Raw genomic sequence first — 24,523 nt, 5'->3', positions numbered from 1 at the left:
GGGCCGCGCCCGCTCCCAATGCCTCAGGGTCAAACGTGTCCGATCGCATCGTGTTCGCCTGTTCCTGCGAGGGGACCATGCCCCTCGACGCAAGCGCCATCGCGCGCGGCTGTGGCGGCTCCCTGCGGACCGCCGACCAGCTCTGCGGGCGGGAGCTCGACCGCTTTCGCGAAGCTTTGGGTGAGGGCGGGCCCGTCACCGTGTCTTGCACCCTGCAGGCGCCCCTGTTCGACGAGGTCGCCGAGGAGCTGGGCGCGGAGGACCGCGTCACCTACGCCAAGATCCGCGAGACCGCGGGCTGGTCCACCGAGGCCGAAGCGGCCGGGCCGAAGATGGCCGCTCTCCTGGCCGCCGCCGCCGAACCCGTCCCCGACGCCGGCACCGTCTCCATGGAGAGCCAGGGCATCGCGCTGATCTACGGCCGGGACGCCGTCGCCATCGAGGCCGGGCGGCGGCTTTCGGACAGTCTCGACGTCACCGTGCTGCTGACCCGTCCGGACGCCGTCGAGCCGCCCCAGCGCAACGACTTTCCCGTGCTCCAGGGCACCGTGGCGGGCGCCACCGGCCGGCTCGGGGCGTTCGAGCTGCGGATCGACGATTACGCCCTCCCCGCCCCCTCGTCGCGCACGCATCTCGTCTTCGGTCCGCCCCGTAACGGCGCCACCTCGACCTGCGACGTGGTCCTCGACCTCACCGGCGGCACGCCGCTGTTTCCCGCCCATGATCTGCGCAGCGGCTACCTTCGCGCCGACCCGCGCGATCCGGCTGCGGTGGAGCGCGCCATCACGGCGGCGGCCGACCTCGTCGGCACCTTCGACAAGACGAAGTTCGTCACCTTCCACGCTGATCTTTGCGCGCATTCGCGTTCGCGCATCACCGGTTGCACCCGCTGCCTCGAGGTCTGCCCCACGGGGGCCATCGCGTCGGCGGGCGATACCGTGGCCATCGATCCCTACATTTGCGCCGGCTGCGGCAACTGCGCCGCCGTGTGCCCGACGGGGGCGGCGGCCTACGCCCTGCCCCCCGCCGATGCCCTGATGCGGCGCCTGCGGAGCCTGATGCTGGCCTACGGGGAGTCCGGGGGCCGGGGTGCTACGATCCTGTTCCACGACGGCGATCACGGCGAGCCGCTCATCGATGCGCTGGCCCGCCACGGCGACGGCCTGCCGGCCCATGTGTTGCCGGTGCGGCTCAACGAGATCACGCAGCTCGGCCCCGAGGCCATGGCGGCCCTGTTCGCCTTTGGCGCCTCCGGCGTGCGCGTGCTCGCCCGGGCGCGGCCCCATCACGACCTCGACAGCCTCCACCGGAGCGTGGCCCTGGCCGAGACCCTGGCCCAGGCCCTCGGATACGGCGCTGGGACGCCCGTGGTCTCCGTGATCGAGACCGACGATCCCGAGGCCCTCGGGGCCGCCCTGGCGGAGGTCCGCTCCGGCACGGCGTCGTCACGGCCGAGCCGGTTCATGCCCGTCGGTGGCAAGCGCGAGGTGCTGCGCTTCGCCTTCCGCGAGATGTACGAGGTGGCGCCCCGGCCCACGGCCTTCGTGCCCCTCGCGGCGGGGGCCCCCTTCGGCGGCCTCGACTTCCGTACCGAGGACTGCACCCTCTGCCTCGCCTGCGTCGGCGCCTGCCCGACAAACGCCCTGTCGGACAGCAGCGACCGGCCGCTGCTGGCCTTCGAGGAGAGCCTGTGCGTCCAGTGCGGCCTCTGCGCCGCCACCTGCCCGGAATCGGTCATCGATCTCCGCCCCGGGCTCGACTTCGAGGCCTGGACCGCGCCGCGCCGCATCGTGAAGGAGGAGGAGCCGTTCTGCTGCATCGCGTGCGCCAAGCCGTTCGGCACCCGCAGCACCATCGAGCGGGTCGTCGAGAAGCTGCGCGAGCGCCACTGGATGTTTTCGGGGTCCGGCGGCCCTGAGCGGATCAACGCCCTGATGATGTGCGAGGATTGCCGCGTCGAATCCGCCCTGAACCAGGGTTTCGACCCCCATGCCGGGCCGGAGCGGACGCGCACCCGCACGACGGAGGATTACCTTCGCGAGCGGGCGGAGCGGGGCGAGGCGGTCTGAGCGCGGCCGATGGAGGCCCTACGCTGGCACGCCATGATGCCGGGCGATCTGCAAGCCGTCGTCGCCCTCGCCGATGACCTGTTCCCTGACCATTACGAGGCGCCCGCGCGCTTCGCCGAACGGCTCCGGGCAAGCCCCGCCCTGTGCCGGGTGCTAGCGCGCGAGAACGGGGCGATCCGGGGCTATTGCGTCGCCTATCCCTGGCCGCTCGGCCGCATTCCGCCTCTGGACCGGCCCCTGCCGGAGACCCTCGACGCTGCGGGAGCGATCTACCTCCACGATCTCGGCCTGCATCCCGACGCCGTGGGCCATGGTTATGCCCGTCGGGCCGTCGCCGACCTCGTCGTGCATGCCAACGCCACGCCCATCGCCCTCGTCGCCGTGAACGGCTCATCCGCCTTCTGGGCGGCGCAGGGGTTTTGCGAGGCGACGGGCGATCCGGCGCTCGCGAAAAAGCTCGCGGGCTACGGACCCGACGCCCGCTACATGATCCGGCACCCCTGACGGGGGCGCTTCACGGCAGGGCCGTCGCTTTTTCGAGGAAGCGCACGAGTGCCTCGCGGTCCTCGGCGGTGTTGATGGTCTGCTCGGGCATCCGCGTGCCCGGCGTGTAGCGGGCCGGACCGACCTCGAACAGGCGGGCGATGGCGGCGGCATCCCAGACGAGGTCCATGGATTTCAGCGCCTCGGAATAGCGGTAGCCGGGCTCGCTCGCGATGCGGCGACCGATGATGCCGGCGAGATTCGGGCCGGCGCGCGGTCCGTCCCCCGGCCTGAGGGCGTGGCAGGCGACGCAGGCACGGTAGACCTCCGCGCCGCGATCCCCGTGGAAGGTCGCCAGGGTGTCGGCGGGGCGGGGCAGGCTGAGCGCACCGATGGGCTCGCCGGTCATGGCGTTCCAGCGCCGGACCAGCCGGTCGCTCCCGCCGGTGACGAGCTCGTCGCCGCGCCAGGCCACGGACCAGACCGGCAGGCCGGGCCCGACGAGGCGGCGCAGGATCGCACCCGTAGCGCGGTCGATGACCGCGACGGTGCCCCCCGCCGTGGCGGCGGCGAGGCGGGTCTCGTCGGGCGAGAGCGCCAGCGCGATTACCGGGTTCGGCCCGACCTCGCTGGCGGTCCGCTCACTACCGTCCGGGCGCAGGAAGCGCACGATCGCATCCCCGCCTGCCACGGCGATCTCGCCGTCGCGGGCCACCGCGAGGGCGTTCAGCGGCGTCGGCAGTGTGATGACGCGGGGTGGCGCGTCCTCCGTCGGCCAGATCCGCAGGGTCGCGTCGTAGCCCGCCGTGGCGATCCGGCCGTCGGGCAGGAAGGCGACGGCGTTGACGGGGCCCGCATGCCCCGCCAGCACCCGCGCCGGTCCGCCGGCCAGGGGCCGGACCCGCGCGGTTCCGTCCCAGGAGGCCGAGGCGAGGCTGAGCCCGTCCGGGGACACCGCGAGCCCGGCCACCGGCCCGGTATGCTCGGCAAAGGTCCGCTCGGGCTCCGGCCGGCCGATCCGCCACAGGGCGATGCGGCCATCCTCCGAGGCCGTGGCGAATCCACCATCGGGCAGGGGGGCGACGGCATTCACGGCGCCCTCGTGGAAGCGCAGGACGCTGAGCGCGGTGCCGTTCGCGATCCCCCACACGATCACCGCCTGGTCGAACCCGCCCGAGATCGCGATCTCGCCGCCCGGCACCACGGCGAGCGCCCGCACCGGGCCGCCATGGCCGCGCATCTGCGCCAGGGCCGGCGGGGTTACGAGGGGGACGGCGAGCAGGCCGAACACTCCAAGGACGGATCGCACGAAACGCAGGCGCCGCATCGCTCTCCAGGTCCGGTCCCCCGGCCCGGCGCCGGTTCGGCTGGACCTTAGACGAGGTGCGTAGGTCCTGTCCCGAGCTCCACCCTGGGGCCCTGTGCCGCGCGCGAACACGCCGGGTAGGAAGACCGCCCGCGCTTGATCAACGCGGACGGATGCCGCATGCGATGGCGCATGACGTTCCTCGCCCTGACGGAAGCCGGGATCGGCCGACGGCGCGCCTTCGCGAGACCGGCGTGACGCGGTTCGTTTCGGCCGCCCTGATGCCCCTGGCCGACGCGGTGTCGGGCCTGATCGCGGGCGTTTCGCCCGTGGCGGAGCGCAAGCTGCCCCCCCGTGAGGCCCTCGGCCTCGCGGCGGCCCGTGACATCATCGCCGAACGCGGCTGGCCCGAACGCCCCACGGCCCTGCGCGACGGCTGGGCGGTGCGAGCCGATGCCGTCACCGGGGCCTCGGCCTATTCGCCGATCCTTCCGAGCGCTCCGCCGGTCTGGGTCGAGACGGGGGAACACCTTCCCGAGGGGCCCGACACCGTGCTCCCGCCCGAAGCCCTGGAGGGCCGGGCGATCGTCGCTGACGCTCCCCCCGGCGACGGCGTCCGCCAACGGGGCGAAGACGTCGCGGCCGGCACCCGCCTCCTCGCCGCCGGCATGCGTGTCGCTCCGCGCCATCTCCTCGCCCTGGCGGCGGCCGGCGTCGAGTCCATCGCCGTGCGCGTCCCGCGCGTCGCCCTCATCGCCGCCGCGACGCCCTCGACCGATACGCTCTCGGTCCTGATCGCCCGCGAGGGCGTCGAGTTGGGGGAGCGCATCGACGCGCCCGACACCCTCGACGGCATCGCCGACGCGATCCGTGCGGCGCGGGCCGATGCCGTGCTGGTCCTCGGCGGCACCGGTCCCGGTCGGACCGACCACGCCGTCGCCGCCCTAACCCTGGCCGGCGAGGTCCTGGCCCACGGCATCGCGCTCCGCCCGGGTGAGACCGCCGCCTTCGGCCGCGCCGGGGGCCGTCCCATCCTGCTGCTGCCGGGCCGCCCCGAGGCGGCGCTCGCGGTGTTCCTCACCCTCGGGCGTCCCCTGCTGGCGGCGTTGTCCGGCGTTCGCGTGTCCGAGCCCGAGGGCGGCACGCTGCTGCGCAAGGTCACCGCCACCATCGGCATTAGCGACGTGGTGTTCGTGCACCGCCACGCCGATGGCCTCGAGCCCCTCGGCGGGGCGGACCTTCCCCTGTCGCACCTCGCCGAGGCGGATGCGGCCATCCTGGTGCCGCCGGAGCGGGAGGGTTATTCGGAGGGCACCAGACTCGGGACCCTGCCGCTGTGACGATGACGGAGCGCGATCTTCCTTTCCGCGAACGCCTCGCGGCGGCGGCCCGGCAGGAGCAGTTCCTGACCGTGGTGAGCCGCGAGGAGGCGTCGGCGCGCTTCCGGGCGGCGGTGCCCCACAGGACCCTGCCGTCCGAGTCAGTCGCCCTCGCCGAAGCCCTGGGCCGTGTCCTGGCCGGGGATGTCGCTTCCCCCATCGACGTGCCGCCCTTCGACCGGGCCTTGGTGGACGGCTTCGCCGTGCGGGCCACGGACACGCAGGGCTCGCGTTCCGCGAGCCCCCGGCGCCTGATCCTCAACCCCGAAATCCTCGCCTGCGGCGTCGCGCCGCGCCTCGCCGTGGCCGAGGGCACCGCCACCCCCATCGCCACCGGCGGCGTCATCCCGCGCGGCGCCGACGCCGTGGTGATGGTCGAGCAGACGGAGTTCCAGGGTGAAGCGCTCGCCATCGACCTCGTCCAGGCGGCGCGGCCGGGCCAGTTCGTCGGTTATGCCGGGGCCGACATGGCCGCCGGCGAGACGGTCCTGCGCAAGGGTCTACGGATCACGGCTCGGGAAATCGGCATGCTGGCCGCCTGCGGCCTTGCCCGCGTTCCGGTGGTGCGCCGGCCCCGCGTGGCGGTGCTTTCGACGGGCGACGAGCTCGTCGCCGTCGGCGCGCCCCTCCCCCCCGGAGCGATCTACGATTCCAACGGGCCGATCGTCGCCGCCGCCGTCACCGAGAACGGCGGCGAGTCCGTGCCGCTGGGCATCGTCCCGGACGACGCGGCCGCCCTGCGGGAGGCCCTGCACCGGGCGCTCGCCGAGACCGACATCGTCATCCTCTCGGGGGGCACCTCGAAGGGGGCGGGTGACGTCTCCCACCGCATCCTGAAGGATCTCGGGTCCCCCGGCATCCTCGTCCACGGCGTCGCCCTCAAGCCGGGCAAGCCCCTGTGCCTCGCCGTGGCGGAGGGCAAGCCCATCATCGTGCTGCCGGGCTTCCCGACCTCGGCCATGTTCACGTTCCACGATTTCGTCGTGCCCCTCATCCGCGCCATGGCGGGCCTGCCGCCGCGGGAGGACGAGGCCGTCGCGGCCGTGCTGCCGCAGCGCGTAGCCTCCGAACTCGGGCGGACGGAATTCGTGATGGCGTCCCTGGCCGAGACGCCCGGCGGGATGGTCGCCTTGGCCCTGTCGAAGGGGTCGGGCTCCGTCACGGCGTTCTCCCAGGCCGACGGCTTCTTCGCCGTCCCCGCCGCGCGCTCGGGCGTCGAGGCCGGCGAGACCGTGTCCGTCACCCGGCTCGGGGCGGGCGTGCGCCCGCCCGACCTCACCCTGATCGGCAGCCACTGCGTCGGCCTCGACCGCGTCGTCGGTCTCCTGGCCGAACGGGGCTTGCGGGCCCGCACCCTCTGGGTCGGTTCCGCCGGGGGGCTCGCCGCCCTCCAGCGCGGCGAATGCGATCTCGCCGCCCTCCACCTCCTCGACCCCGGGACCGGCCTCTACAACAGCCCCTTCCTCGCCGAGGGCTTCCGCCTCGCCCCCGGTTGGGGACGTCTCCAGGGGGTGGTGTTCCGGCGCGGCGATCCCCTGTTCGCGGATCGCGAGGCCGGGGCGGCGGTGGCCGCCGCGCTCGCCGTCCCCGAGGCCGTGATGGTCAACCGCAATGTCGGCTCCGGCACCCGCGCGCTCGTCGACGATCTCCTGCGGGGGAGCCGGCCCGCCGGGTTCTGGAACCAGCCGCGCTCGCACAACGCCGTGGCGGCGGCGGTGGCGCAGGGGCGGGCCGACTGGGGCGTCGCCATCTCCACCGTGGCCCGCGCCTACGGCCTCGGCTTCCTGCCGCTCACGGAAGAGCGCTACGACTTCGCCTACGCGGCGGACAAGCGCGATACGCCGGCGCTCGCGGCCTTCCTCGACGTGCTCGCCGAGGAACCGACCCGCGCGGCGCTCCGCGACCTCGGCTTCCGCGTCGGAGAAACTCCATGACCGCGCCCCGGATCATCGGCCTCGCCGGCTGGAGCGGAGCCGGCAAGACCACCCTGCTGACGCGGCTGATCCCGGCCCTCGTGGCGCGCGGGCTGCGGGTGGCGACCCTCAAGCACGCCCATCACGAGTTCGATGTGGACCAGCCGGGCAAGGATTCCCACCGCCACCGCGAGGCGGGGGCCGGCGAGGTCATCGTCTCGTCCGCCCGGCGCTGGGTCCAGATCCACGAGGTGGCGGACGAGGGCGAAGCCACGTTGGCCGATCTCCTCAAAAAGCTCTCGCCGTGCGACCTCGTCCTCGTCGAGGGCTTCAAGCGCGAGGCGCACGCCAAGCTCGAGGTTCACCGCGCCGCCAACGGCCGGCCGCCGCTCCATCCCGGCGATCCGCGCATCGTCGGGGTCGCGAGCGATACGGTCTTCCCCGAGGCGGGCGTACCGGTGGTGGACCTCGACGCGATCGCGGCCATCGCCGACCTCGTCCTCGCCAGTTCCGAACCCTTTGCTGCGACCCTGGACAGGCTCGGGAGGCGACATGGCGCAGCTGAGTGACGATTGCTTCGCCTTCGGCGGGGCCCTGATGCGGATCGAGGACGCGGCGAGCCTCATCACCGCGCGCCTGCCCGTCCTGGCCGGGACCGAGTGGGTGCCCCTCGCCCGGGCCGACGGGCGGGTGGCGGCCGAGGACGTCGTGGCCGGCCACGACGTTCCGCCGTTCGCGAATTCCGCCGTCGACGGCTACGCCGTGCGATACGCCGATCTGGAGGCGAATGGCGAGACCCGCCTGCCCGTCCGGGGCCGGCTTCCGGCGGGGGCCGTGCCGGACGGTATCGACACCCCCGGCGGCGCCGTCCGGATATTCACCGGCGCCGCCCTGCCGCCCGGCGCCGACACCGTGTTCATGCAGGAGGACGTGCGCCGCGACGGCGACGTGGTCCTGCTGCCGCAGGGACTGAAGCGCGGGGCCAACGCCCGGGCCGCGGGCGAGGATGTCGCGCGTGGGGAGCGCATCATCGCCGCGGGCCGCCGACTCGTGCCGCAGGATGTGGCGCTCGCCGCCGCCACCGGCCATGCGCAGCTGCCCGTCCGCACCCGCCTGCGCGTCGCCCTGTTCTCCACCGGGGACGAGCTGGCCGAGCCGGGCGCCCCCCTCGGGGTCGGCGCCATCCATGATTCCAACCGGGTGATGCTGGCCGCCCTCCTCGCCCGCCTTGGGGTCGAGGTGGACGATCTCGGCATCCTGCGCGACGAACCCGGGGCCTTGGCCGCGCGCCTCGCGGACGCCGCCCGCGACCACGACCTCATCCTCACCTCGGGCGGCGTCTCGACGGGCGAGGAAGACCATATCCGCACCGCCGTGGAGGCGGTCGGCCAGCTCCTGTTCTGGCGCCTCGCCATCAAGCCCGGCCGCCCCGTCGCCATGGGCCTCGTGAACGGCACCCCGTTCGTCGGCCTGCCGGGCAATCCCGTCGCGGTCTATGTAACCCTGCTGTTCGTGGTGCGTCCCCTGCTCGCGCGCCTAAGCGGCGAAAGCGCCGTGCCGGTGGTTCCCCAGAGGATGCGTGCCGCCTTCACCTATCGCAAGAAGACGGGGCGCCGGGAATTCGTCCGCGTCACCGTGGCGCCCGGTCCCGACGGCGTGATGGAAGCGCGCAACTTCCCCCGCGAGGGCGCCGGCCTCCTCACGTCGCTGACCGGGAGCGACGGCCTCGCCGAACTGCCGGACGAGGCCATCGGCGTCGCGCCCGGCGACACCCTCGCGTACTATCCGCATGCCACGCTCTGGTAGCCCTGCGCGTCATCGATCGTCTGGGTCCGGCACATAGGAAGTAGGCTGCCTATTGATCTTGTCCGGCCGGGCGTAGCATCGCAGCGGACCCTCCGCATCCGGCCCGCATGACCGAGACCCTCCACGAGACGTTTTCACGGCTGGCGACCCTCGACCGCGATGTCGTCGCCATCGCGTGGCTGTCCCTGCGCGTCAGCCTGTCGGCCGTCGCCATCGGCTTGCTCCTGGGCATCCCCCTGGGCGCGTTCCTCGCCGTCGCGCGGTTCCGGGGACGGCCCGCGATCGTCGGGCTGCTCAACGCGTTCATGGGGCTGCCGCCGGTGATCGTCGGGCTGGTGCTCTACCTCGTCCTGTCGCGCTCGGGACCGTTCGGGCCGCTGGGCCTGCTGTTCACCCCCGGCGCCATGGTGGCGGCGCAGGCGGTGCTCGCCACCCCCCTGGTGGCGGCCCTCACCCGGCAGGTGATCGCCGATGCCGAGGACCATCTCGGCGAGCAGCTGCGCTCCCTCGGCCTGTCGGCGCCGCGCCGGGCATGGGTGCTGATCTACGACACCCGCTTCTCGCTGGTCACGACGGCGCTGGCCGCGTTCGGGCGGGCGATCTCCGAGATCGGCGCCGTACTGGTGGTGGGCGGCAACATCGACGGGCACACCCGCACCATGACGACGGCGATCTCCCTGGAGACCCAGAAGGGCGATCTCAGCCTCGCCCTGGCCCTCGGGCTCGTCCTCATCGCCCTCGTCATCGCGGTGAATGCGGTGGCCGCCCTCCTGCGCGGCCACGCCGCCCGCGCCTACGGGTGAGCGGGATGGCGGGCATCACCCTCACGGACATCCGCCTGATCCTGAACGGCACCACGATCCTCGATGACCTGAGCCTCGCGATCCCGCCCGGCGGCATCACCGCCCTCGTCGGTCCCAACGGGGCGGGCAAGAGCGCGACCCTGCGGGTGATCGACGGCCTCCTCGTCCCGACGAGCGGCAGCCTGCGGGTGCCGGGTGCGGCGCGCCGGGCCTTCGTGTTCCAGAAGCCCGCCCTCATCCGGGCGAGCGCCGCCGCCAACGTGGCCCTGGGCCTCGCGCGCCTCGGACTGCCCCGGGCCGAGCGCGGGGAGCGCACCCGCGCGGCCCTGGCCCGGGTCGGCCTCGCCCACCGGGCCGGCGACCCGGCCACGCGCTTTTCCGGCGGCGAGCAGCAGCGCCTCGCCCTCGCCCGGGCCTGGGCGGCCCGCCCCGATCTCCTGCTCCTAGACGAACCGACGGCGAACCTCGATCCCGGCGCAACCGACCTCGTGGAAGCGCTCATCGCCGAGATGGCGGCGGTGGGCACCAAGGTCGTGCTCGTGTCGCACAACCTCGCGCAGGTCGCGCGGCTCGCCGCCGACGTGATCGTCCTCGCGCGCGGCCGCGCCGTCGAGCACGGCCCGACCCGCACCACCCTCCTGTCCTCGCGTACGCCCGAAGCGCGTGCCTATTTCGATGGAGAACTGCCTTGGATTTCCCTCGCCGCGGCTTCCTGACCCTCGGACTTCTCGTACTTCTGGGGACTTCCCCCGTGAGCGCCGAGCCGGCCTCCATCGTCGTGGCCTCCACCACCTCGACGGAGCAGTCCGGCCTGTTCAAGCACATCCTGCCCGCCTTCGCGGCGAAGACCGGCATCGCCGTGAAGGTGGTGGCCCTCGGCACCGGCCAGGCCCTCGACGCGGCGCGCCGGGGCGATGCCGACGTGGTCCTCGTCCACGACCGGCCGGCGGAGGACGCCTTCGTGGCGCAGGGCTTCGCCAAGGCGCGCTTCGACGTGATGTACAACGACTTTGTGCTGGTGGGCCCCAAGGGCGACCCGGCCGGCGCCAAGGGCACCGACATCACCGCAGCCCTCCGGAAGGTGGCGGCGGCCAAGGCGCCGTTCGTGTCGCGGGGCGACCGCTCCGGCACCCACAGCGCCGAGCTGCGGGCCTGGAAGGAGGCCGGGATCGATTTGGCCGCCGTGAAGGGCGAATGGTACCGCGACGTCGGCCAGGGCATGGGGCCGGCCCTGAACACGGCCTCCGCCCTCGACGCCTACCTCCTGGCCGATCGCGGCACTTGGCTCGCGTTCAAGAACCGGGGCGATCTCGCCATCCTGGTCGAGGGCGACAAGCGCCTGTTCAATCCCTACGGCGTGATGCTGGTCGACGCGGACAAGCACCGCGCCGTGAAGGTGAAGGAGGGGCAGGCCTTCATCGACTGGCTCGTCTCGCCGGAGGGGCAGGCCTCCATCGCCGCCTACAGGATCGGCGGCGAGCAGCTGTTCTTCCCGAGTGCCGGGGCCGTTCGCGCCCCGTGACCCTCACCGCGCCCGGCGTCGCACGAGGTACCAGAGCGCGGTGCCGAGACCGATGACGACGAGGCTGGCCCAGACCCAGTTGAAGTCCATCGACGAGAGGGTGTTGGCGGCGGAATTGGAGCCCGCCGGCCCGGTCTCCGGGATCGGCGGCGCCGGGTTCATCGCCTGGGCGAGGGCGTCGCCTGCAGCCCCGATCAGGAAGAGGGCGGCCAGAACCTTGTTCATCGCGCGGTCCTCACGGTTGCTTTCCGTCGAATCGGAAGGCGGGGGCGGCGGCGAGTTCCGCCTTCGTCAGCCGCAGTTCGGCCCGGACGGGTGCGTTGCCCGAAGCGCCGGCCAGCACGGTCGCCCGTTCGCCCGTGGGCTTCTGCGCCTCCGTCGATCCGGTCGCGTCGGTGACCCGGCCGCTGTGCTTGTCTTCGACGGCGCCGAGGACGTCGCGGGTGGTGTCGCTGCCCGGCATCGTCTGCGGGCCGGCCTGGGCGGCCTCGGCCGTGGTCGCGGCGTTCCGTGGGGTGGCGACGGAGGTCGGTCCCGCCGTCAGGGGCACGTCGCCGACGTTCCAGGCCAGCAGGTCGAAGGGGACCGCGACGTACTTCTCGCCGAGGCCGAGGAAGCCGCCGACGCCGATCACGACGGTCTCGATCCGGCCATCGGCCGCGAGAAGCACGTCCTCGATGGTGCCGACGCGGACGTGATCCATGCCGATGACGCCGACCCCGATGATCTTGGAGACCCGCATGGTGCCCGGCGCCGGAGCAGTCGGGAACCGGGACTCCCGGCTTGCACCGGCGTCCTCGGCGGCCCGCGCGGATGCGCTCAGGGCCAGGGTGCCCGGCCCGCACAGGGAGGCGGCGAGGAGCACGGCGCTCCACCGATAGGTTTTCATGGGTGACTCCAGGGGGCCGTCATGGGTGACTCCAGGGGGCCGTGACGCAGGCCTCGACGTGTCAATGCTCGGGCGTGCGGTCCGGTTCATCGGGGCCCCGTCGGGGATGCCGGGGCGACAAACTGCGAAAAATCGTCCAGAGCACGCGGCCGGACCCCGTTTTCGAGGCCCCTGCCCCTGATGCCTGCCGAGCCCCTCCTCGTTGCGGCCGCGCTCCTGCCCTTCCTCGGCAGCGTGGCGGCGGCCCTGCTGCCCCGGGACGCGCGCAACGCCGCCGCCCTGCTGGCCGGTTTCGTCACGCTCGCGAGCCTCGCCTGCGTCGGTGCGCTCTCTCCGCGCGTCGGCGCCGCGCCGGTGGTGCAGACCATCGATTGGCTGCCCTCGCTGGGCGTCGCGTTCACGCTCCGGCTCGACGGGTTGGCCTGGCTGTTCGCCGTCCTCGTCCTCGCCATCGGCGCCCTCGTGGTGCTCTACGCGCGCTACTACATGTCGGCGCGGGACCCCGTCCCGCGCCTGTTCTCGTTCTTCCTCGCCTTCGTCGGGGCGATGCTCGGCATCGTGCTGGCCGGCAACCTGATTCAGCTCGTGGTGTTCTGGGAGCTCACGAGCGTCTTTTCGTTCCTGCTCATCGGTTACTGGTACGACAACCGCGCGGCGCGGGACGGTGCCCGCATGGCCCTGACCATCACGGCCTTCGGCGGCCTGTGCCTCCTCGTCGGCATGGTGCTCGTCGGCCGCATCGTCGGCAGCTACGATCTCGCCGTGGTCCTGGCATCCGGCGATGCCATCCGGACGAGTCCGCTCTACCTGCCCGCCCTCGTCCTGGTCCTGGCGGCGGCCCTGACGAAATCGGCGCAGTTCCCGTTCCACATCTGGCTGCCCCGCGCCATGGCGGCACCGACGCCGATCAGCGCCTACCTGCATTCCGCCACCATGGTGAAGGCCGGCATCTTCCTGATGATCCGCTTCTGGCCGGTGCTGGCCGAGACCGACGCCTGGTACTGGATCGTCGGCACCGCCGGCATGGCGACGATGCTGGTCGGCGCCTGGAGCGCGATCTTCCAGCACGACCTCAAGGGCCTGCTCGCCTATTCCACCATCAGCCACCTCGGGCTGATCACGCTTCTGCTCGGCCTCAACTCGCCGCTGGCCGTGGTCGCGGCGATCTTCCACACGGTGAACCACGCCACCTTCAAGGCGTCGCTGTTCATGGCGGCCGGCATCATCGACCACGAGACCGGGACCCGCGACATGCGCCGCCTCAGCGGCCTGTGGCGGGCCATGCCCTACACCGCGACCCTCGCCATGGTCGCCGCCGCCGCCATGGCCGGCGTGCCCCTGCTCAACGGCTTCCTGTCGAAGGAGATGTTCCTGTCGGAGGCCGTCGACAACGTCGGCGACCACCCGCTCCAGCTCGCCCTGCCGGTGCTGGCGACCGTGGCCTCCGCCTTCACGGTGCTCTATTCCCTGCGCTTCATCCGCCAGACCTTCTTCGGGGCGCCGCCCCACGACCTGCCGAAGGCGCCGCACGAGCCGGAGCGCTGGATGCGCCTGCCCATCGAGATCCTGGTCCTGGCCTGCATCAGTGTCGGCCTCGTCCCGAACCTCACCATCGGGCCGGCCCTGGAGACGGCGTCGCGCGCCGTGTTCGGCGAAGCCGGCCCGGCCTACGACCTCGCCATCTGGCACGGCTTCAACGCGCCCCTCGCCCTCAGCATGGGGGCGCTCGCCGGCGGTGTCGGCCTCTACCTCGCGTTCGGCCGGCGCATCAACACCAACCCCCGCGGCGGCCCCTGGCTCCTGCACCGCCTCGACGGCGGCTGGATGTTCGAGCGCGCCATGACCGGCCTCGTCCACGCGGCCCGCTGGCTCGAGCGGAGCCTCGGGGCGACGCGGGTTCAGGTGCAGCTGCGCACCCTGTTCCTCGTCGCCCTCATCGCCGGCCTGTCGGCCGTCCTCGCGCGCGGCCTTCCGCCGATGTCCGTCCCCGACCTCTCCGGGATCGATCCCGCCTTCGCGCTCCTGTGGCTGGTGGGCGGCGCCTGCGCCGTGGGCGCGGCCGAGCGCGCCAAGTACCACCGCCTGTCGGCCGTGATCCTCACGGGCGGGGCGGGCCTCGTCGGCAGCCTCACCTTCGTCTGGCTGTCGGCGCCCGATCTCGCCGTCACCCAGCTCCTCGTTGAGATCGTCACCACGGTGCTGCTGCTGCTCGGCCTGCGCTGGCTGCCCAAGCGCGACGCGGCGATTCCCGCGCCGGCCGCCGAGCACCGCCGCGCGCGCCGCCGCCGCTTCACCGACTTCGCCGTCGCGGGGGCCGTCGGGACGGGGCTCGCCACCCTCGCCTACGCGGTGATGACCCGGCCGGCCCCCGAGGGGATCGCCCGCTGGTTCATCGACGAAGCCTATCCCCAGGCCGGCGGTCGCAACGTCGTCAACGTCCTGCTGGTGGATTTCCGCGCCTTCGACACCATGGGCGAGATCTGCGTCCTCGGAATCGTCGGTCTTACGGTCTTCGCTCTGCTCCGCCGGTTCCGCCCGGCCGCCGACAGCTTGGAGCGTCCGAAGCAGCAACTCAGGCAGGAGGCCGCCGATCGCGCCCACGAGGATCGCAGCGTCGGCGACACCGCCGCCGACGCCATGCTGATCCCCGGCGTGGTGATCACCTGGCTGTTCCCGTTCATCTGCGTGCTGGCCCTGCACCTCTTCCTGCGCGGGCACGACTGGCCCGGCGGCGGATTCGCGGCCGGCATCGCGCTCACCATCGCCTTCGTGCTCCAGTACATGGCCCACGGCGCCCAATGGGTCGAAGTGCGCCTGCGCATCCAGCCGATCGCGTGGATCGGCTTCGGCCTCCTCGTCGCCGTCCTGGCCGGCGCCGTGCCCTGGCTGTTCGGCCGCCCGTTCCTCACCGCCGCCTTCCAGTACGCCGACGTGCCGGTCCTGGGGAAAATCCCCCTGGCCAGCGCCGTGGCCTTCGATCTCGGCGTCGTCGTCCTCGTCGTCGGGGCCAGCGTGCTCATGCTTGTCGCCCTGGCGCGGCAATCCCTGCGCCGCGCCCGCGAGGCGGCGGCCGAGATGGAGACGGAAGCCTGCATGGAGACGAAGCGCTGATGGAGATTGTCCTGTCCCTGGGGATCGGTCTGTTCGCCGCCTCGGGCGTCTGGCTGCTCCTGCGGCCACGCACCTTCCAGGTGGTCCTCGGACTGTCGCTGCTGACCTATGCGGTGAACCTGTTCATCTTCGCCATGGGCCGCCTGACGGTGGGTGCCCCGCCGGTCCTTCAAGCCGGCGCCGATGCGGCACGGATCGCCGACCCGGTGCCCCAGGCCCTGGTGCTCACCGCCCTCGTCATCAGCTTCGCGCTGACCGCCCTGTTCCTCGTCGTCCTCCTCGCCGCCCGGGGCATCACCGGCAGCGATCACGTCGATGGCCGCGAGCCCGGCGCATGAGTTCGGGAGCCGACCACCTCATCGTCCTGCCCGTCGTGCTGCCCATCGCGGCGTCGGGCCTGATGCTGCTGCTCGACGAGCGCCGCAGCGGCCTCAAGGCGGCCATCAGCCTCGCCACGACCACGGTGCTCCTCGTCACCGCCCTCCTCCTGGCGCGCGGGGCGATGGAGGCCCCCCAGGTCTACCGCCTGGGCAACTGGGCTGCCCCCTACGGCATCGTCCTCGTCGCCGACCGGCTCTCGGCGCTCATGCTGGTGCTGACGGGCGTTCTCGCCCTGGCCGCCCTCGTCTTCGCCGTCGCCCGCTGGGACCGGGCGGGACCGCGCTTCCACGCCCTGTTCCTGCTGCTGCTGATGGGGGTGAACGGTGCCTTCCTCACCGGCGACCTCTTCAACCTGTTCGTGTTCTTCGAGGTGATGCTGGCCGCCTCCTACGGCCTGGTGCTGCACGGCTCCGGCGAGACGCGGGTCAGGGCCGGGCTCACCTACATCGCCGTGAACCTCATCGCGTCGCTGTTCTTCCTCGTCGGCGTCAGCCTGATCTACGGCACCATGGGCACCCTTAACATGGCCGACCTCGCCCGGCGCCTGTCCGCTCCCGCGGGCGCCGAGGCCGGGCTGTTCGAGGCCGGATGCGCGGTGCTCGGCATCGCCTTCCTCATCAAGTGCAGCGCCTGGCCCCTCGGGTTCTGGCTGGCCCCGACCTATTCCGCCGCGAGCGCACCCGCCGCCGCCATCCTGGCGATCCTCAGCAAGGTCGGTCTCTACGTCGTCGTGCGCCTGAGCCTGCTGCTCTTCGGCACCGGCGCCTCGGCGGGGTTCGGCCAGGGCTGGCTGTTCGCCGGCGGGCTCGCGACCGTCGCTTACGGCACCATCGGGATCCTCGCCGCGCGCGACCTCACGCGGGCGGCTTCCTACGCGGTGATGATCTCGTCCGGCACCGTGCTCGCCGCCCTCGGCACCGGCAGCCCAGCCGCCCTGTCGGGGGCCCTGTTCTACCTCGTCGGTTCGACCCTGGCGGCAGGCGCGCTGTTCCTGCTGGGCGAGATCCTCCAGCGCGGCCGCGACCCGGCCGCCGCCTCCCTCGCCGTGTTCGCCGACGAGTACCACGACCCCTTCGACGACGACGGCGCCACCGAGACCGGCCGCGCGATCCCGGCGGCCGTGGCGATCGTCGGCGGCGGCTTCCTGCTCTGCACCCTGATGCTCGCCGGCCTGCCGCCGCTCGCCGGCTTCATCGGCAAGCTCGCGATGTTCTCGGGGCTGGCGGGCGGGGCGATGACGCCCCTGGCCTGGGGCTTCGTCCTCGTCTTGACCCTTTCCAGCCTCGGCACCCTGATGCCCCTGGTGCGCCTCGGCATCCAGGGGTTCTGGGTGCCGCACGACGGTCCCGACCCGGTGATCGGCCGGCTCGAATTCGCCGCGCTGGCGGGTCTGCTGGCCGTCTGCCTCGGCCTCACCCTGTGGGGCGGGGCGGGGCTCGCCTACACCGACCGCACGGTGGAGTGGCTGGCGCAGTCCGCCGCCTATGTCCGCGCGGTCCTCGATGGGGGCACCCCATGAACCGGCTCCTGCCCTACCCCCTGCTCTCCCTCGGCCTTTTCGCGATGTGGGTGCTGCTGAACTCGCCTCTGACGCCGGCGACGGGGCTTCTCGCGGTGACCGTCGGATGGCTCGTGCCCTTCGTCATGCGGGCCCTGCGCCCCGAAGCCGTGCGCGTGCGGGCGCCGGGGGTGATCCTGGGACTCGCGGGGCACGTCCTCGTCGATGTGGTGCAGTCCAACATCGACGTCGCCAAGGTGATTTTGGGCCTGCGTCGGGGGACCCGCCGCACCGGCTTCGTCTCGATCCCCCTCGACCTGCGCAGCCCCTACGGCCTCGCCGTGCTGTCGATCATCCTCACGGCGACGCCCGGCACCCTGTGGATCCAGTACGAGTCGAACACCGGCCGCCTGCTCCTCCACGTCCTCGACCTGACCGACGGTGACGCGTGGGTTCGCCGGGTCAAGGATCGCTACGAGCGCCCGTTGATGGAGGTCTTTTCGTGAGCCCGACGCTCGTCCTCACCTATGGCCTGGGACTGGCTCAGGCCATGCTGGTCCTCGCCATGACGCTCGCCGCCTGGCGAGTCCTGCGCGGTCCGCGCGCGCAGGACCGCGTGCTCGGCCTCGACACGCTCTACCTCAACGGCATGCTCGCCATCGTGGTGCACGGGATGCGCACGGGCAGCGGGCTCTATTTCGAGGCCGCCCTGGTCATCGGCCTGCTCGGATTCGCCGCGACCCTGGCGCTGGCGAAGTTCCTGATGCAGGGCGAGGTGATCCAGTGACCGGCGTCGATCTGCCCGCCTGGGGCGCCTGGCTCGTGGTCGCCCTGGCGCTCACGGGCGCCGGCTTCTCGCTCACGGGCGCCGCCGGCCTCATCCGCCTGCGGACCTTCTACGAGCGCGTCCACGCCCCCACCCTCGGGGCGACCCTCGGCATGGCCCTGATCGTCGCGGCCTCGGTGGTGTTCTTCTCGGTGACGGAGGGACGACTGGTCCTGCGCGACCTCCTGATCGGCCTGTTCCTCACGGTGACCACGCCCGTCACCCTGATCCTGCTCGGCCGCGCCGCCACCTACCGCGACCGGGCCGAGGGCAACGCCGACGCCCCGCCCGACCCGTAGGACGCTTGCCCTCACGCGTTCTCCCGCAGGGAGGCGCCGAGGGCCGCCCTGAGCTGGCGGGTCGCCGCCGCATTGGCCTCCGGATCGTCCGGCCGGGGCGTCGCGATGTCGAAGATCGCGTGGATGCGACCCGGCTTCGGGCGCAGGACCACGGCCCGGTCGGCCAGCACGGCCGATTCGCCGACATCGTGAGTGACGAGGACGATGGTCGGCCGCGTCTCCGCCCAGAGGCCGAGCAGATGGCCGTGGAGATCCTGCCGCGTCACCGCGTCGAGGGCCGAGAACGGCTCGTCGAGGAGGAGCACCTTCGGTTGCGCCACGAAGGCGCGGGCGATGGCGGCGCGCTGCTGCTGGCCGCCGGACAGGTCGCGCGGCCAGCGGTCGGCATGTTCCGCGAGGCCGACCCGGTCGAGGGCGTGCGCGACCCGTGCGCGCCGCTCCGGGGCGCCGTGCCCGGCGAGGCCGAAGCCGACATTCTGCGCCACGGTGAGCCAGGGCAGCAGGCGCGGTTCCTGGAACACGAGCCCAACGCCGGGATGGGGCCGGTCGAGCGCCTCGCCGTCGAGGTGGATCGCCCCACCGCTCGCCGTATCGAGGCCGGCGGCGAGGCGCAGGAGCGTGGTCTTCCCACAGCCCGAGCCGCCCACGAGGGCGAGGATCTCGCCCGGCGCCACCGACAGGGTGATGCCGGCCAGCGCCCGCGTTCCGTCCGCGTAGGTCTTGGACACGTTCCGGAAGGTGAGCATCGCGGCCTCAGAGGATGTCGCGCGCCACGTCCTGCCAGCGCAGGAGCGGCCGGGTGAGGACGACGAGCACCGTGTCGGCCGCCTTGCCGAGGATTGCGAAGGCGAGGATCGCGGCCAGGATCTGCTCCGGCTTGCCGAATTGCTGACCGTCCACAAGGAGATAGCCAAGTCCTTCGGACGCCCCCATCAGCTCGGCCGCCACCACGAACAGGAAGCCGAGGCCGAGGCCGGTGCGGAGGGCCACGATGGTCGCGGGCAGGATTGCCGGGAGCAGGATGCGCCGGGCCAGGGCCGGTTTCGACAGGCGGAAGATGCGCCCGACCTCCACCAGCTTGCGGTCGACGGCGGCGATGGCCCCCGACACGCCGACATAAACCGGAAAGAACACGCCCACGGCGATGAGCACCACCTTGGGCGTCTCCAGGATGCCGAGCCAGAGGATGAACAGCGGCACCCAGGCGAGCGACGGCACCGCCCGCAGGGCCTGGAACGCCGGATCGAGGAGGTGGCGCGCCAGCGGCAGGGTCCCGGTCACGGCACCGAGCAGAATGCCGAGGCTCGCCCCGAGGGCAAAGCCGGAGGCAACGCGCAGGAGCGTGGCCTCGACGTGAACCCGGAGTTCGCCCGACGCGGCGAGGGCCGCCAGGGTGGCGAGGACCCGGCTCGGCGGCGGCACGAGGCGGCCCTGGGCGAGGCCGGCCCGGACGGCCAGTTCCCACCCGATCACCAGGCAGAGCGGGAGGACCAGCGCCAGCAGGGCGCGGGCGGCGCGATCCCCACGGACGATGGGTCCGGACCCCGACGCGGGCGCGTCCCGGGTGTCCGCATCCGCCGCGCCGGCCAGCCCCGAGGCCATGCTCAGCGCTGCGCCGCTGCGGGCGAGAAGCGCGTGTCGATGAGGCCATCGACGGCGGCCGTCACGTCCGTTTCGGCCGGGATGACGCCCGCCTGCTGCAGGGCGAGGCCGGCGGCGCGGATACTCTCCGCCTGGACCGGTCCGATGATGGGCTGGCTCAGATCGGTCCGCGTCAATTGCCGGGCGATGACGGCGTCGGGCAGCTTGGTGGCGGTGACCAGGGCCTGCTGGACGGCGGCCGGATTGGCGAGGGCGTAGGTGCGGGCGCGCTCGTAGGCGGCGATGACCGTGCGGACGAGCTCCGGATGATCCCGGGCGAAGTCCTCGCGCACGTCGAGGACGCCCCAGGTGTTGGCGGCGGCATCGCGGAAGAACAGGACGTTGCCGCCCTCGATCTCGGCGGCCGCCATCATCGGGTCGAGGCCGGCCCAGGCATCGACGTCGCCGCGCTCCAGGGCCGTGCGTCCGTCGGCATGCTGCAGCAGGACGAGCTTGGCGTCCTTCTCCGTCAGGCCGGCGCCCTGGAGGGCGCGGATGAGGAAGATGTGCGGATCGGTGCCGCGGGTGACCGCGATGCGCTTGCCCTTGAGGTCCGCGGGCTTGGCGATGCCGCTATCCTTGCGGGTGACCAGGGCCGTCCATTCGGGCTGCGAGAAGGCGTAGACGGCTTTCACCGGATTGCCGTTGATCCGCGCGAGCAGGGCGGCGGCTCCGGCCGAGGACCCGACATCGATGGCGCCGCCGTTGAGAAACTCCAGCGCCTTGTTGGAGCCGAGGGACTGCACCCAGCGCACGCCGATGCCCTTGTCCCTCAGGGCCTCTTCGAGGAAGCCCCTCTCCTTCAGGACGAGACTCACCGGGTTGTAGGTCGCCCAGTCGAGGCGGACCTCCTTCACCTCGGCGGCCAGGGCCAGGCACGGCGCCGCCAGGAGCGCGAGGGCACCGCAGGCAGCGGCCAGAAACGTGCGGCGCGGAACGGATTTGAGATGACGCATGGGACGCTCGCTCATTCATCGCGGCGGCCCGCGGGCCGCCGCCGGTTGGGGGCTCAGCGGCGCGGCAGGGAATGCAGCGCCTTCAGGAACACATCGACGTCGTGGCGGGTGTTGTAGAAGGCGAGCGACGCCCGCACCGACTGATCGACGCCGAACCGGCGCAGGGCCGGCAGGGCGCAGTGATGGCCCGAGCGCACGGCGATGCCGCGGGCGTCGAGGTGGTGGGCCACCGCCTCGTTCGCGTGCCCGTCGACGACGAAGGACATCACGCTGGCCTTCTGCCGGGCGGTGCCGATGAGGCGCAGGCCCTTCACCTCGGCGAGGCCGGCCTGCGCATATTCGAGGAGGTCGTGCTCGTAGGCTGCGATGCCGGGCAGGCCGACGCTTTCGAGGTAGTCCAGCGCCGCGCCGAGACCCACGGCCCCGGCGATGTCGGGCGTGCCCGCCTCGAATTTCTCCGGCGCGCCCTTGTAGACGGTCTTCGAGAACGTGACGTCCTCGATCATGTGGCCGCCGCCCTGCCACGGCGGCATCGCCTCCAGCAGATGCGTCTTGCCGTAGAGGGCGCCGATGCCGGTGGGGCCGAACACCTTGTGGCCGGAGAAGACGAGGAAGTCGGCGTCGAGTGCCTGCACATCAAGGGGGATGTGCGGCGAGGATTGGGCCGCGTCCACCAGCACCGGAACCCCGTAGGCATGGGCGAGTGCGATGATCTCCGCCACGGGGTTGATGGTGCCGAGGGCGTTGGCGACGTGGGTCACCGAGACGATCTTGGTGCGGCCCGAGAGCAGGGCGGCGAACTGCTCGAAGATGAGTTCGCCGCGGTCGTCGACGGGGATCACCCGCAGGGTGGCGCCGGTGGCCTGGGTCAGGAGCTGCCAGGGCACGATATTGGCGTGGTGCTCGATCTGGGTGACGACGATCTCGTCCCCCGGACCGACATTGGCGCGGCCATACGAATTGGCCACGAGGTTAATCGCCTCCGTGGTGCCGCGCAGGAAGACGATGTCGTCCTTGGAGGGCGCGTTGAGGAAGCGCCGCACCTTTTCGCGGCCGCCCTCGAACAGGTCCGTGGAGCGCGCCGCCAGGGTGTGGGCGGCCCGGTGGATGTTGGAGTTGTGGCGGGCGTAGAACGCCGACGTGGCGTCGATGACGCTCTGCGGTTTGTGCGTGGTCGCCGCGTTGTCGAGCCAGACCAGGGGATGGCCGTTGATGCTCTGGTGCAGCGCCGGGAAGTCCTTGCGGACGCGCTCCACGTCGAAGGGCGCTGCCACGGGGCTCGCCCCTTGCGTCGCGACATGCGGCGCGTGCCCGTGACCCTGGCCGTGGCTCGGCTCCACCCGGGGCGACGCGCTGCCCGGCCGGCTGCGGTCGGCGAGGAAGTAGTATTCGCCCTGCGAGAACGGCTCGTCGGCGATCTCGATCTTATGGGGGGACTCCTGTTCGAGGGGTGATTCCCGGCGGGCCGCGTCCGGAGAGAGCCGGCCCGTGCGCGAAAAGGTCTCCTGGGCCTCGTCCTTGCCGTGGCTGCCGGGCGACGCCGGAATTAGCGACGGGGCGAGGCCGTGGGCGAAGCCGTTGGCGCGCGGATGGTCCTCGGCGATCGTGCGGTGGAGGTCGACCCCGCCCGGGATGGCGGTGGCCACCTCGGGCACCCTCGGCACGAAGAACTCGGGCAGGGCCCGCCCCGGGCTCCCGGCCTCGGGATGGACGGACGGAAACGCCGAGGGCTGGGCGAAGCCCGGCGGCTGGGCGAAGCCCGGCCCGGTCGGGCCCGGCAGGCCCACCGGCGGCGCGCCGAACGAGCGCGCCCCGAGCTTCGCGGCATCGGGCTGGAGACCCGACGGCGCCGGACCGGAGGGAATCGAGGGCGTAGCCGGATCCGCCTTGGGCACCAGGGGGTGGCCGAAGCCCTGGGGAAGGTTCTCCAGGGCCTGCGGTACTTGCGGGGTCTGCGGCAGGTTTGGGGTGAGGGGCGCGGACGCCGCCTGCCCCTGACCGTAGATCTCGCGGGCGAGGCGCCCGACGAGATCGGAATGCGCCGCATCGCCGAACACGCCCGTGGGGAAGCCGACGGACGGCGCGTCAGGCGTAGTCATGGTAATTGCCCAGGAGCACGTTATCGAGGCGCGCGATGGCATCCTCCACCAGGACGGCGGCGGAGAAGTAGCGGGTCACGAGGTGCGACGCGATGGAGTGGTCGTTGGTGCCCATGTAGCGCACCGACAGGCCGGTCTCGATCTCGCCGGTGACGCCGGATTTTTGCAGGCCGACCACGCCCTGCTCGTGCTCGCCGACGCGCAGGAGCAGGATCGAGGTGGTCTGGGCCCCCGTCACCGGATCGATGTCGATGGGCAGCTTGTCGCTCGGCACGATGGGCACGCCACGCCAGGTGAGGAAGGGCGAGCCGAACAGGTGGATCACCACCGGCGGCACCCCGCGCCGGGTCGCCTCCCGGCCGAACGCCGCGATGGCGCGGGGATGGGCGACGAAGAAGGCGGGCTTCTTCCAGACCAGGGTCAGGAGCTCGTCGAGGTCGTCCGGGGTGGGCGGGCCGCCGCGGGTGGGGATGCGCTGGCGCTGGCTGACCTCGTGGAGCAGGCCGAACTCGGAATTGTTGAACAGCTCCCACTCTTCCCGCTCCTTCACGGCATCGACCGTGAGGCGGATCTGCTCGCGGAGCTGGTCGATCTCGTTGGAGTAGAGATCGGTGACGCGGGTGTGGGTGTGGAGGATCGTCTGGATCGTCGAGAGGTGGTACTCGCGCGGGTCCTCCTCGTAATCCACGAAGGTGGTGGGCAGGCGCGGCTCGCCGGTATGGACCGCGAGCAACTCGATGCCCTGCTCGCCGTGGGAATTGGTGTGGCCCTTCAGCCGGTCACGCTCCTCCACGTACTGGGTGATGCGCGAGCGGACGCCCTCGTCCTCGATGGCGGCCCGGTCGAGGGTGAGCAGAGTCACTGCCGACAGCGCCTTCACGGCCGGGGCCGGCGTGTTCTCGCCGACGAGGTCGCCGTCGCCGAAATAGTCGCCGCCCGTGGCCAGACCCTGGCGCAGGCGACCCTTGAACGGGCCGGACAGGGTGAGTTCGACGGTGCCGTCGGCCACCACCGTGAGGCTGCGATCCGAGGACCCTTCCTCGGCGATGACGTCGCCGGCCTTGTGCTGCGAGGCCGTGAATCGGGAGGCCAGGGCCGAGAGCTCGGCGTCGCCGAGCCGGCTGAACAGGGGGATGCGGCGCAGGGAGGCCGGGCGCACGGTGCGGGCGCCACCCTTCTCCTGACCGTCGGCGGTGAGTTCGATGCGGCCGGGCTTGGCCAGCACGACGGCGCGGCGGTTGACCCGGTAGACGCCGCCGGCGACGTCGACGAAGGGCAGCAGGCGGTGGAACCAGCGCGGGGTGTTGGCCGCGTTCTGGACCGAGGTGACGGTCGCGGTGGCGAGATTACGTGCCGCGGAGGCGCTCACGCTCAGACCTGGTCCACTCATTGATTTCGTCTCCGTGTTCCGGCGAGGGCATGGGGCGGCCGCGACGCGACATGGGTCGCATCGGAACCGCGCCCGCTTAGTGGCTGGATTGGTTTTGCTCGATTGGTTTTACTTGCCGATCCGAAGAACATTCGTTTCGGAAGCGGCCCCGG

Annotated in this window: 23 protein-coding genes; 15 read left to right on the top strand and 8 right to left on the bottom strand. The window is 72.4% G+C overall.

Annotated features, from left to right (window positions below; genetic code table 11):
* The first annotated feature begins 77 nt into the window (after positions 1-77).
* Both FV218_RS03010 and FV218_RS03005 read left to right on the top strand, forming a co-directional pair.
* Positions 78-2,069, top strand: coding sequence for a 4Fe-4S binding protein (locus tag FV218_RS03010; RefSeq protein ID WP_056092165.1), 1,992 nt, complete (start codon positions 78-80; stop codon positions 2,067-2,069).
* Positions 2,070-2,078: 9 nt separating this feature from the next.
* Positions 2,079-2,573, top strand: a complete 495-nt coding sequence (locus FV218_RS03005; RefSeq protein WP_147708657.1) for a GNAT family N-acetyltransferase — start codon at positions 2,079-2,081, stop codon at positions 2,571-2,573.
* A gap of 10 nt (positions 2,574-2,583) precedes the next feature.
* On the opposite strand, the gene FV218_RS03000 is transcribed toward FV218_RS03005, so the two are convergent.
* Positions 2,584-3,879 carry a c-type cytochrome gene (locus FV218_RS03000; RefSeq protein WP_147708656.1) on the bottom strand — a complete coding sequence of 432 codons (1,296 nt, stop codon included), beginning with the start codon at positions 3,877-3,879 and terminating at the stop codon, positions 2,584-2,586.
* Between the two features lie 233 nt (positions 3,880-4,112).
* Between FV218_RS03000 and FV218_RS02995 the strand changes: the two genes are divergently transcribed.
* The 7 genes from FV218_RS02995 to FV218_RS02965 all read left to right on the top strand — a co-directional run bounded on the left by FV218_RS02995 (position 4,113) and on the right by FV218_RS02965 (position 11,281).
* Entirely contained in the window at positions 4,113-5,198 is a 1,086-nt protein-coding gene (locus FV218_RS02995) for a molybdopterin-binding protein (RefSeq protein WP_246684967.1), read from the top strand.
* Positions 5,199-5,200: 2 nt separating this feature from the next.
* Positions 5,201-7,171: a molybdopterin biosynthesis protein gene (locus FV218_RS02990; RefSeq protein WP_147708655.1), complete on the top strand. Its 1,971-nt coding sequence runs from the start codon at positions 5,201-5,203 to the stop codon at positions 7,169-7,171.
* The gene (mobB, locus tag FV218_RS02985; protein WP_147708654.1) at positions 7,168-7,719 is read left to right on the top strand and encodes a molybdopterin-guanine dinucleotide biosynthesis protein B; all 552 of its coding nucleotides are present in this window, start codon (positions 7,168-7,170) and stop codon (positions 7,717-7,719) included. Before FV218_RS02990 ends, mobB begins: the two co-directional genes overlap by 4 nt.
* Positions 7,703-8,956, top strand: coding sequence for a gephyrin-like molybdotransferase Glp (gene glp / locus FV218_RS02980; RefSeq protein WP_147708653.1), 1,254 nt, complete (start codon positions 7,703-7,705; stop codon positions 8,954-8,956). Before mobB ends, glp begins: the two co-directional genes overlap by 17 nt.
* Before the next feature lie 107 nt (positions 8,957-9,063).
* Positions 9,064-9,759, top strand: coding sequence for an ABC transporter permease (locus FV218_RS02975; RefSeq protein ID WP_056092178.1), 696 nt, complete (start codon positions 9,064-9,066; stop codon positions 9,757-9,759).
* A gap of 5 nt (positions 9,760-9,764) precedes the next feature.
* The gene (locus FV218_RS02970; protein WP_147708652.1) at positions 9,765-10,475 is read left to right on the top strand and encodes an ATP-binding cassette domain-containing protein; all 711 of its coding nucleotides are present in this window, start codon (positions 9,765-9,767) and stop codon (positions 10,473-10,475) included.
* Positions 10,448-11,281 (top strand): extracellular solute-binding protein, encoded by an 834-nt coding sequence (locus FV218_RS02965; protein WP_147708651.1) that lies wholly within the window; start codon positions 10,448-10,450, stop codon positions 11,279-11,281. Before FV218_RS02970 ends, FV218_RS02965 begins: the two co-directional genes overlap by 28 nt.
* 3 nt (positions 11,282-11,284) lie before the next feature.
* Here the strand turns inward: FV218_RS02965 and FV218_RS02960 are convergent, their stop codons facing one another.
* Positions 11,285-11,506 (bottom strand): hypothetical protein, encoded by a 222-nt coding sequence (locus FV218_RS02960; protein WP_147708650.1) that lies wholly within the window; start codon positions 11,504-11,506, stop codon positions 11,285-11,287.
* A gap of 10 nt (positions 11,507-11,516) precedes the next feature.
* A complete protein-coding gene (locus FV218_RS02955) occupies positions 11,517-12,170 on the bottom strand; it encodes a PRC-barrel domain-containing protein (RefSeq protein WP_147708649.1) in 654 nt (217 codons plus the stop codon).
* A 180-nt stretch (positions 12,171-12,350) separates the two neighbouring features.
* Between FV218_RS02955 and FV218_RS02950 the strand changes: the two genes are divergently transcribed.
* The 6 genes from FV218_RS02950 to mnhG are packed head-to-tail and all read left to right on the top strand — an operon-like array spanning position 12,351 to position 18,285.
* A complete protein-coding gene (locus FV218_RS02950; RefSeq protein ID WP_147708648.1) occupies positions 12,351-15,281 on the top strand; it encodes a monovalent cation/H+ antiporter subunit A in 2,931 nt (976 codons plus the stop codon).
* Positions 15,281-15,619 (top strand): Na+/H+ antiporter subunit C, encoded by a 339-nt coding sequence (locus FV218_RS02945; RefSeq protein ID WP_147708647.1) that lies wholly within the window; start codon positions 15,281-15,283, stop codon positions 15,617-15,619. The genes FV218_RS02950 and FV218_RS02945 overlap by 1 nt, the downstream gene beginning before the upstream one ends.
* Positions 15,616-17,181 (top strand): monovalent cation/H+ antiporter subunit D, encoded by a 1,566-nt coding sequence (locus FV218_RS02940; protein ID WP_147708646.1) that lies wholly within the window; start codon positions 15,616-15,618, stop codon positions 17,179-17,181. Before FV218_RS02945 ends, FV218_RS02940 begins: the two co-directional genes overlap by 4 nt.
* A complete protein-coding gene (locus FV218_RS02935) occupies positions 17,178-17,666 on the top strand; it encodes a Na+/H+ antiporter subunit E (RefSeq protein ID WP_147708645.1) in 489 nt (162 codons plus the stop codon). The genes FV218_RS02940 and FV218_RS02935 overlap by 4 nt, the downstream gene beginning before the upstream one ends.
* On the top strand, positions 17,663-17,947 hold the full coding sequence (locus FV218_RS02930; protein WP_056092197.1) for a K+/H+ antiporter subunit F: 285 nt from the start codon (positions 17,663-17,665) through the stop codon (positions 17,945-17,947). Before FV218_RS02935 ends, FV218_RS02930 begins: the two co-directional genes overlap by 4 nt.
* Positions 17,944-18,285: a monovalent cation/H(+) antiporter subunit G gene (gene mnhG / locus FV218_RS02925; protein WP_147708644.1), complete on the top strand. Its 342-nt coding sequence runs from the start codon at positions 17,944-17,946 to the stop codon at positions 18,283-18,285. Before FV218_RS02930 ends, mnhG begins: the two co-directional genes overlap by 4 nt.
* Positions 18,286-18,296: 11 nt before the next feature.
* Here the strand turns inward: mnhG and FV218_RS02920 are convergent, their stop codons facing one another.
* From FV218_RS02920 to FV218_RS23380, 5 genes are read right to left on the bottom strand one after another with little or no spacing between them, the layout of a single operon-like run.
* Positions 18,297-19,031 (bottom strand): ABC transporter ATP-binding protein, encoded by a 735-nt coding sequence (locus FV218_RS02920; protein WP_147708643.1) that lies wholly within the window; start codon positions 19,029-19,031, stop codon positions 18,297-18,299.
* Positions 19,032-19,038: 7 nt separating this feature from the next.
* The gene (locus FV218_RS02915) at positions 19,039-19,887 is read right to left on the bottom strand and encodes an ABC transporter permease (RefSeq protein ID WP_147708642.1); all 849 of its coding nucleotides are present in this window, start codon (positions 19,885-19,887) and stop codon (positions 19,039-19,041) included.
* Between the two features lie 2 nt (positions 19,888-19,889).
* Entirely contained in the window at positions 19,890-20,882 is a 993-nt protein-coding gene (locus tag FV218_RS02910) for an aliphatic sulfonate ABC transporter substrate-binding protein (RefSeq protein ID WP_147708641.1), read from the bottom strand.
* 53 nt (positions 20,883-20,935) lie between these two features.
* Positions 20,936-22,981, bottom strand: a complete 2,046-nt coding sequence (locus FV218_RS02905) for a family 2A encapsulin nanocompartment cargo protein cysteine desulfurase (protein ID WP_147708640.1) — start codon at positions 22,979-22,981, stop codon at positions 20,936-20,938.
* Positions 22,968-24,371: a family 2B encapsulin nanocompartment shell protein gene (locus FV218_RS23380; protein WP_147708639.1), complete on the bottom strand. Its 1,404-nt coding sequence runs from the start codon at positions 24,369-24,371 to the stop codon at positions 22,968-22,970. Before FV218_RS23380 ends, FV218_RS02905 begins: the two co-directional genes overlap by 14 nt.
* Positions 24,372-24,523 lie beyond the last annotated feature (152 nt).

This window comes from Methylobacterium sp. WL69, from assembly GCF_008039485.1.
GTDB lineage: Bacteria > Pseudomonadota > Alphaproteobacteria > Rhizobiales > Beijerinckiaceae > Methylobacterium.
This window is presented reverse-complemented; position numbering and strand designations above follow the sequence as displayed.

Bases quoted from the DNA above. Each gene is read 5' to 3' on its own strand.
- FV218_RS03010 (WP_056092165.1), top strand. From the start codon at position 78: ATGCCCCTCGACGCAAGCGCCATCGCGCGCGGCTGTGGCGGCTCCCTG.
- FV218_RS03005 (WP_147708657.1), top strand. From the start codon at position 2,079: ATGGAGGCCCTACGCTGGCACGCCATGATGCCGGGCGATCTGCAAGCC.
- FV218_RS03000 (WP_147708656.1), bottom strand. From the start codon at position 3,879: ATGCGGCGCCTGCGTTTCGTGCGATCCGTCCTTGGAGTGTTCGGCCTG.
- FV218_RS02990 (WP_147708655.1), top strand. From the start codon at position 5,201: ATGACGGAGCGCGATCTTCCTTTCCGCGAACGCCTCGCGGCGGCGGCC.
- mobB (WP_147708654.1), top strand. From the start codon at position 7,168: ATGACCGCGCCCCGGATCATCGGCCTCGCCGGCTGGAGCGGAGCCGGC.
- glp (WP_147708653.1), top strand. From the start codon at position 7,703: ATGGCGCAGCTGAGTGACGATTGCTTCGCCTTCGGCGGGGCCCTGATG.
- FV218_RS02975 (WP_056092178.1), top strand. From the start codon at position 9,064: ATGACCGAGACCCTCCACGAGACGTTTTCACGGCTGGCGACCCTCGAC.
- FV218_RS02970 (WP_147708652.1), top strand. From the start codon at position 9,765: ATGGCGGGCATCACCCTCACGGACATCCGCCTGATCCTGAACGGCACC.
- FV218_RS02960 (WP_147708650.1), bottom strand. From the start codon at position 11,506: ATGAACAAGGTTCTGGCCGCCCTCTTCCTGATCGGGGCTGCAGGCGAC.
- FV218_RS02955 (WP_147708649.1), bottom strand. From the start codon at position 12,170: ATGAAAACCTATCGGTGGAGCGCCGTGCTCCTCGCCGCCTCCCTGTGC.
- FV218_RS02950 (WP_147708648.1), top strand. From the start codon at position 12,351: ATGCCTGCCGAGCCCCTCCTCGTTGCGGCCGCGCTCCTGCCCTTCCTC.
- FV218_RS02945 (WP_147708647.1), top strand. From the start codon at position 15,281: ATGGAGATTGTCCTGTCCCTGGGGATCGGTCTGTTCGCCGCCTCGGGC.
- FV218_RS02940 (WP_147708646.1), top strand. From the start codon at position 15,616: ATGAGTTCGGGAGCCGACCACCTCATCGTCCTGCCCGTCGTGCTGCCC.
- FV218_RS02935 (WP_147708645.1), top strand. From the start codon at position 17,178: ATGAACCGGCTCCTGCCCTACCCCCTGCTCTCCCTCGGCCTTTTCGCG.
- FV218_RS02920 (WP_147708643.1), bottom strand. From the start codon at position 19,031: ATGCTCACCTTCCGGAACGTGTCCAAGACCTACGCGGACGGAACGCGG.
- FV218_RS02915 (WP_147708642.1), bottom strand. From the start codon at position 19,887: ATGGCCTCGGGGCTGGCCGGCGCGGCGGATGCGGACACCCGGGACGCG.
- FV218_RS02910 (WP_147708641.1), bottom strand. From the start codon at position 20,882: ATGCGTCATCTCAAATCCGTTCCGCGCCGCACGTTTCTGGCCGCTGCC.
- FV218_RS02905 (WP_147708640.1), bottom strand. From the start codon at position 22,981: ATGACTACGCCTGACGCGCCGTCCGTCGGCTTCCCCACGGGCGTGTTC.
- FV218_RS23380 (WP_147708639.1), bottom strand. From the start codon at position 24,371: ATGAGTGGACCAGGTCTGAGCGTGAGCGCCTCCGCGGCACGTAATCTC.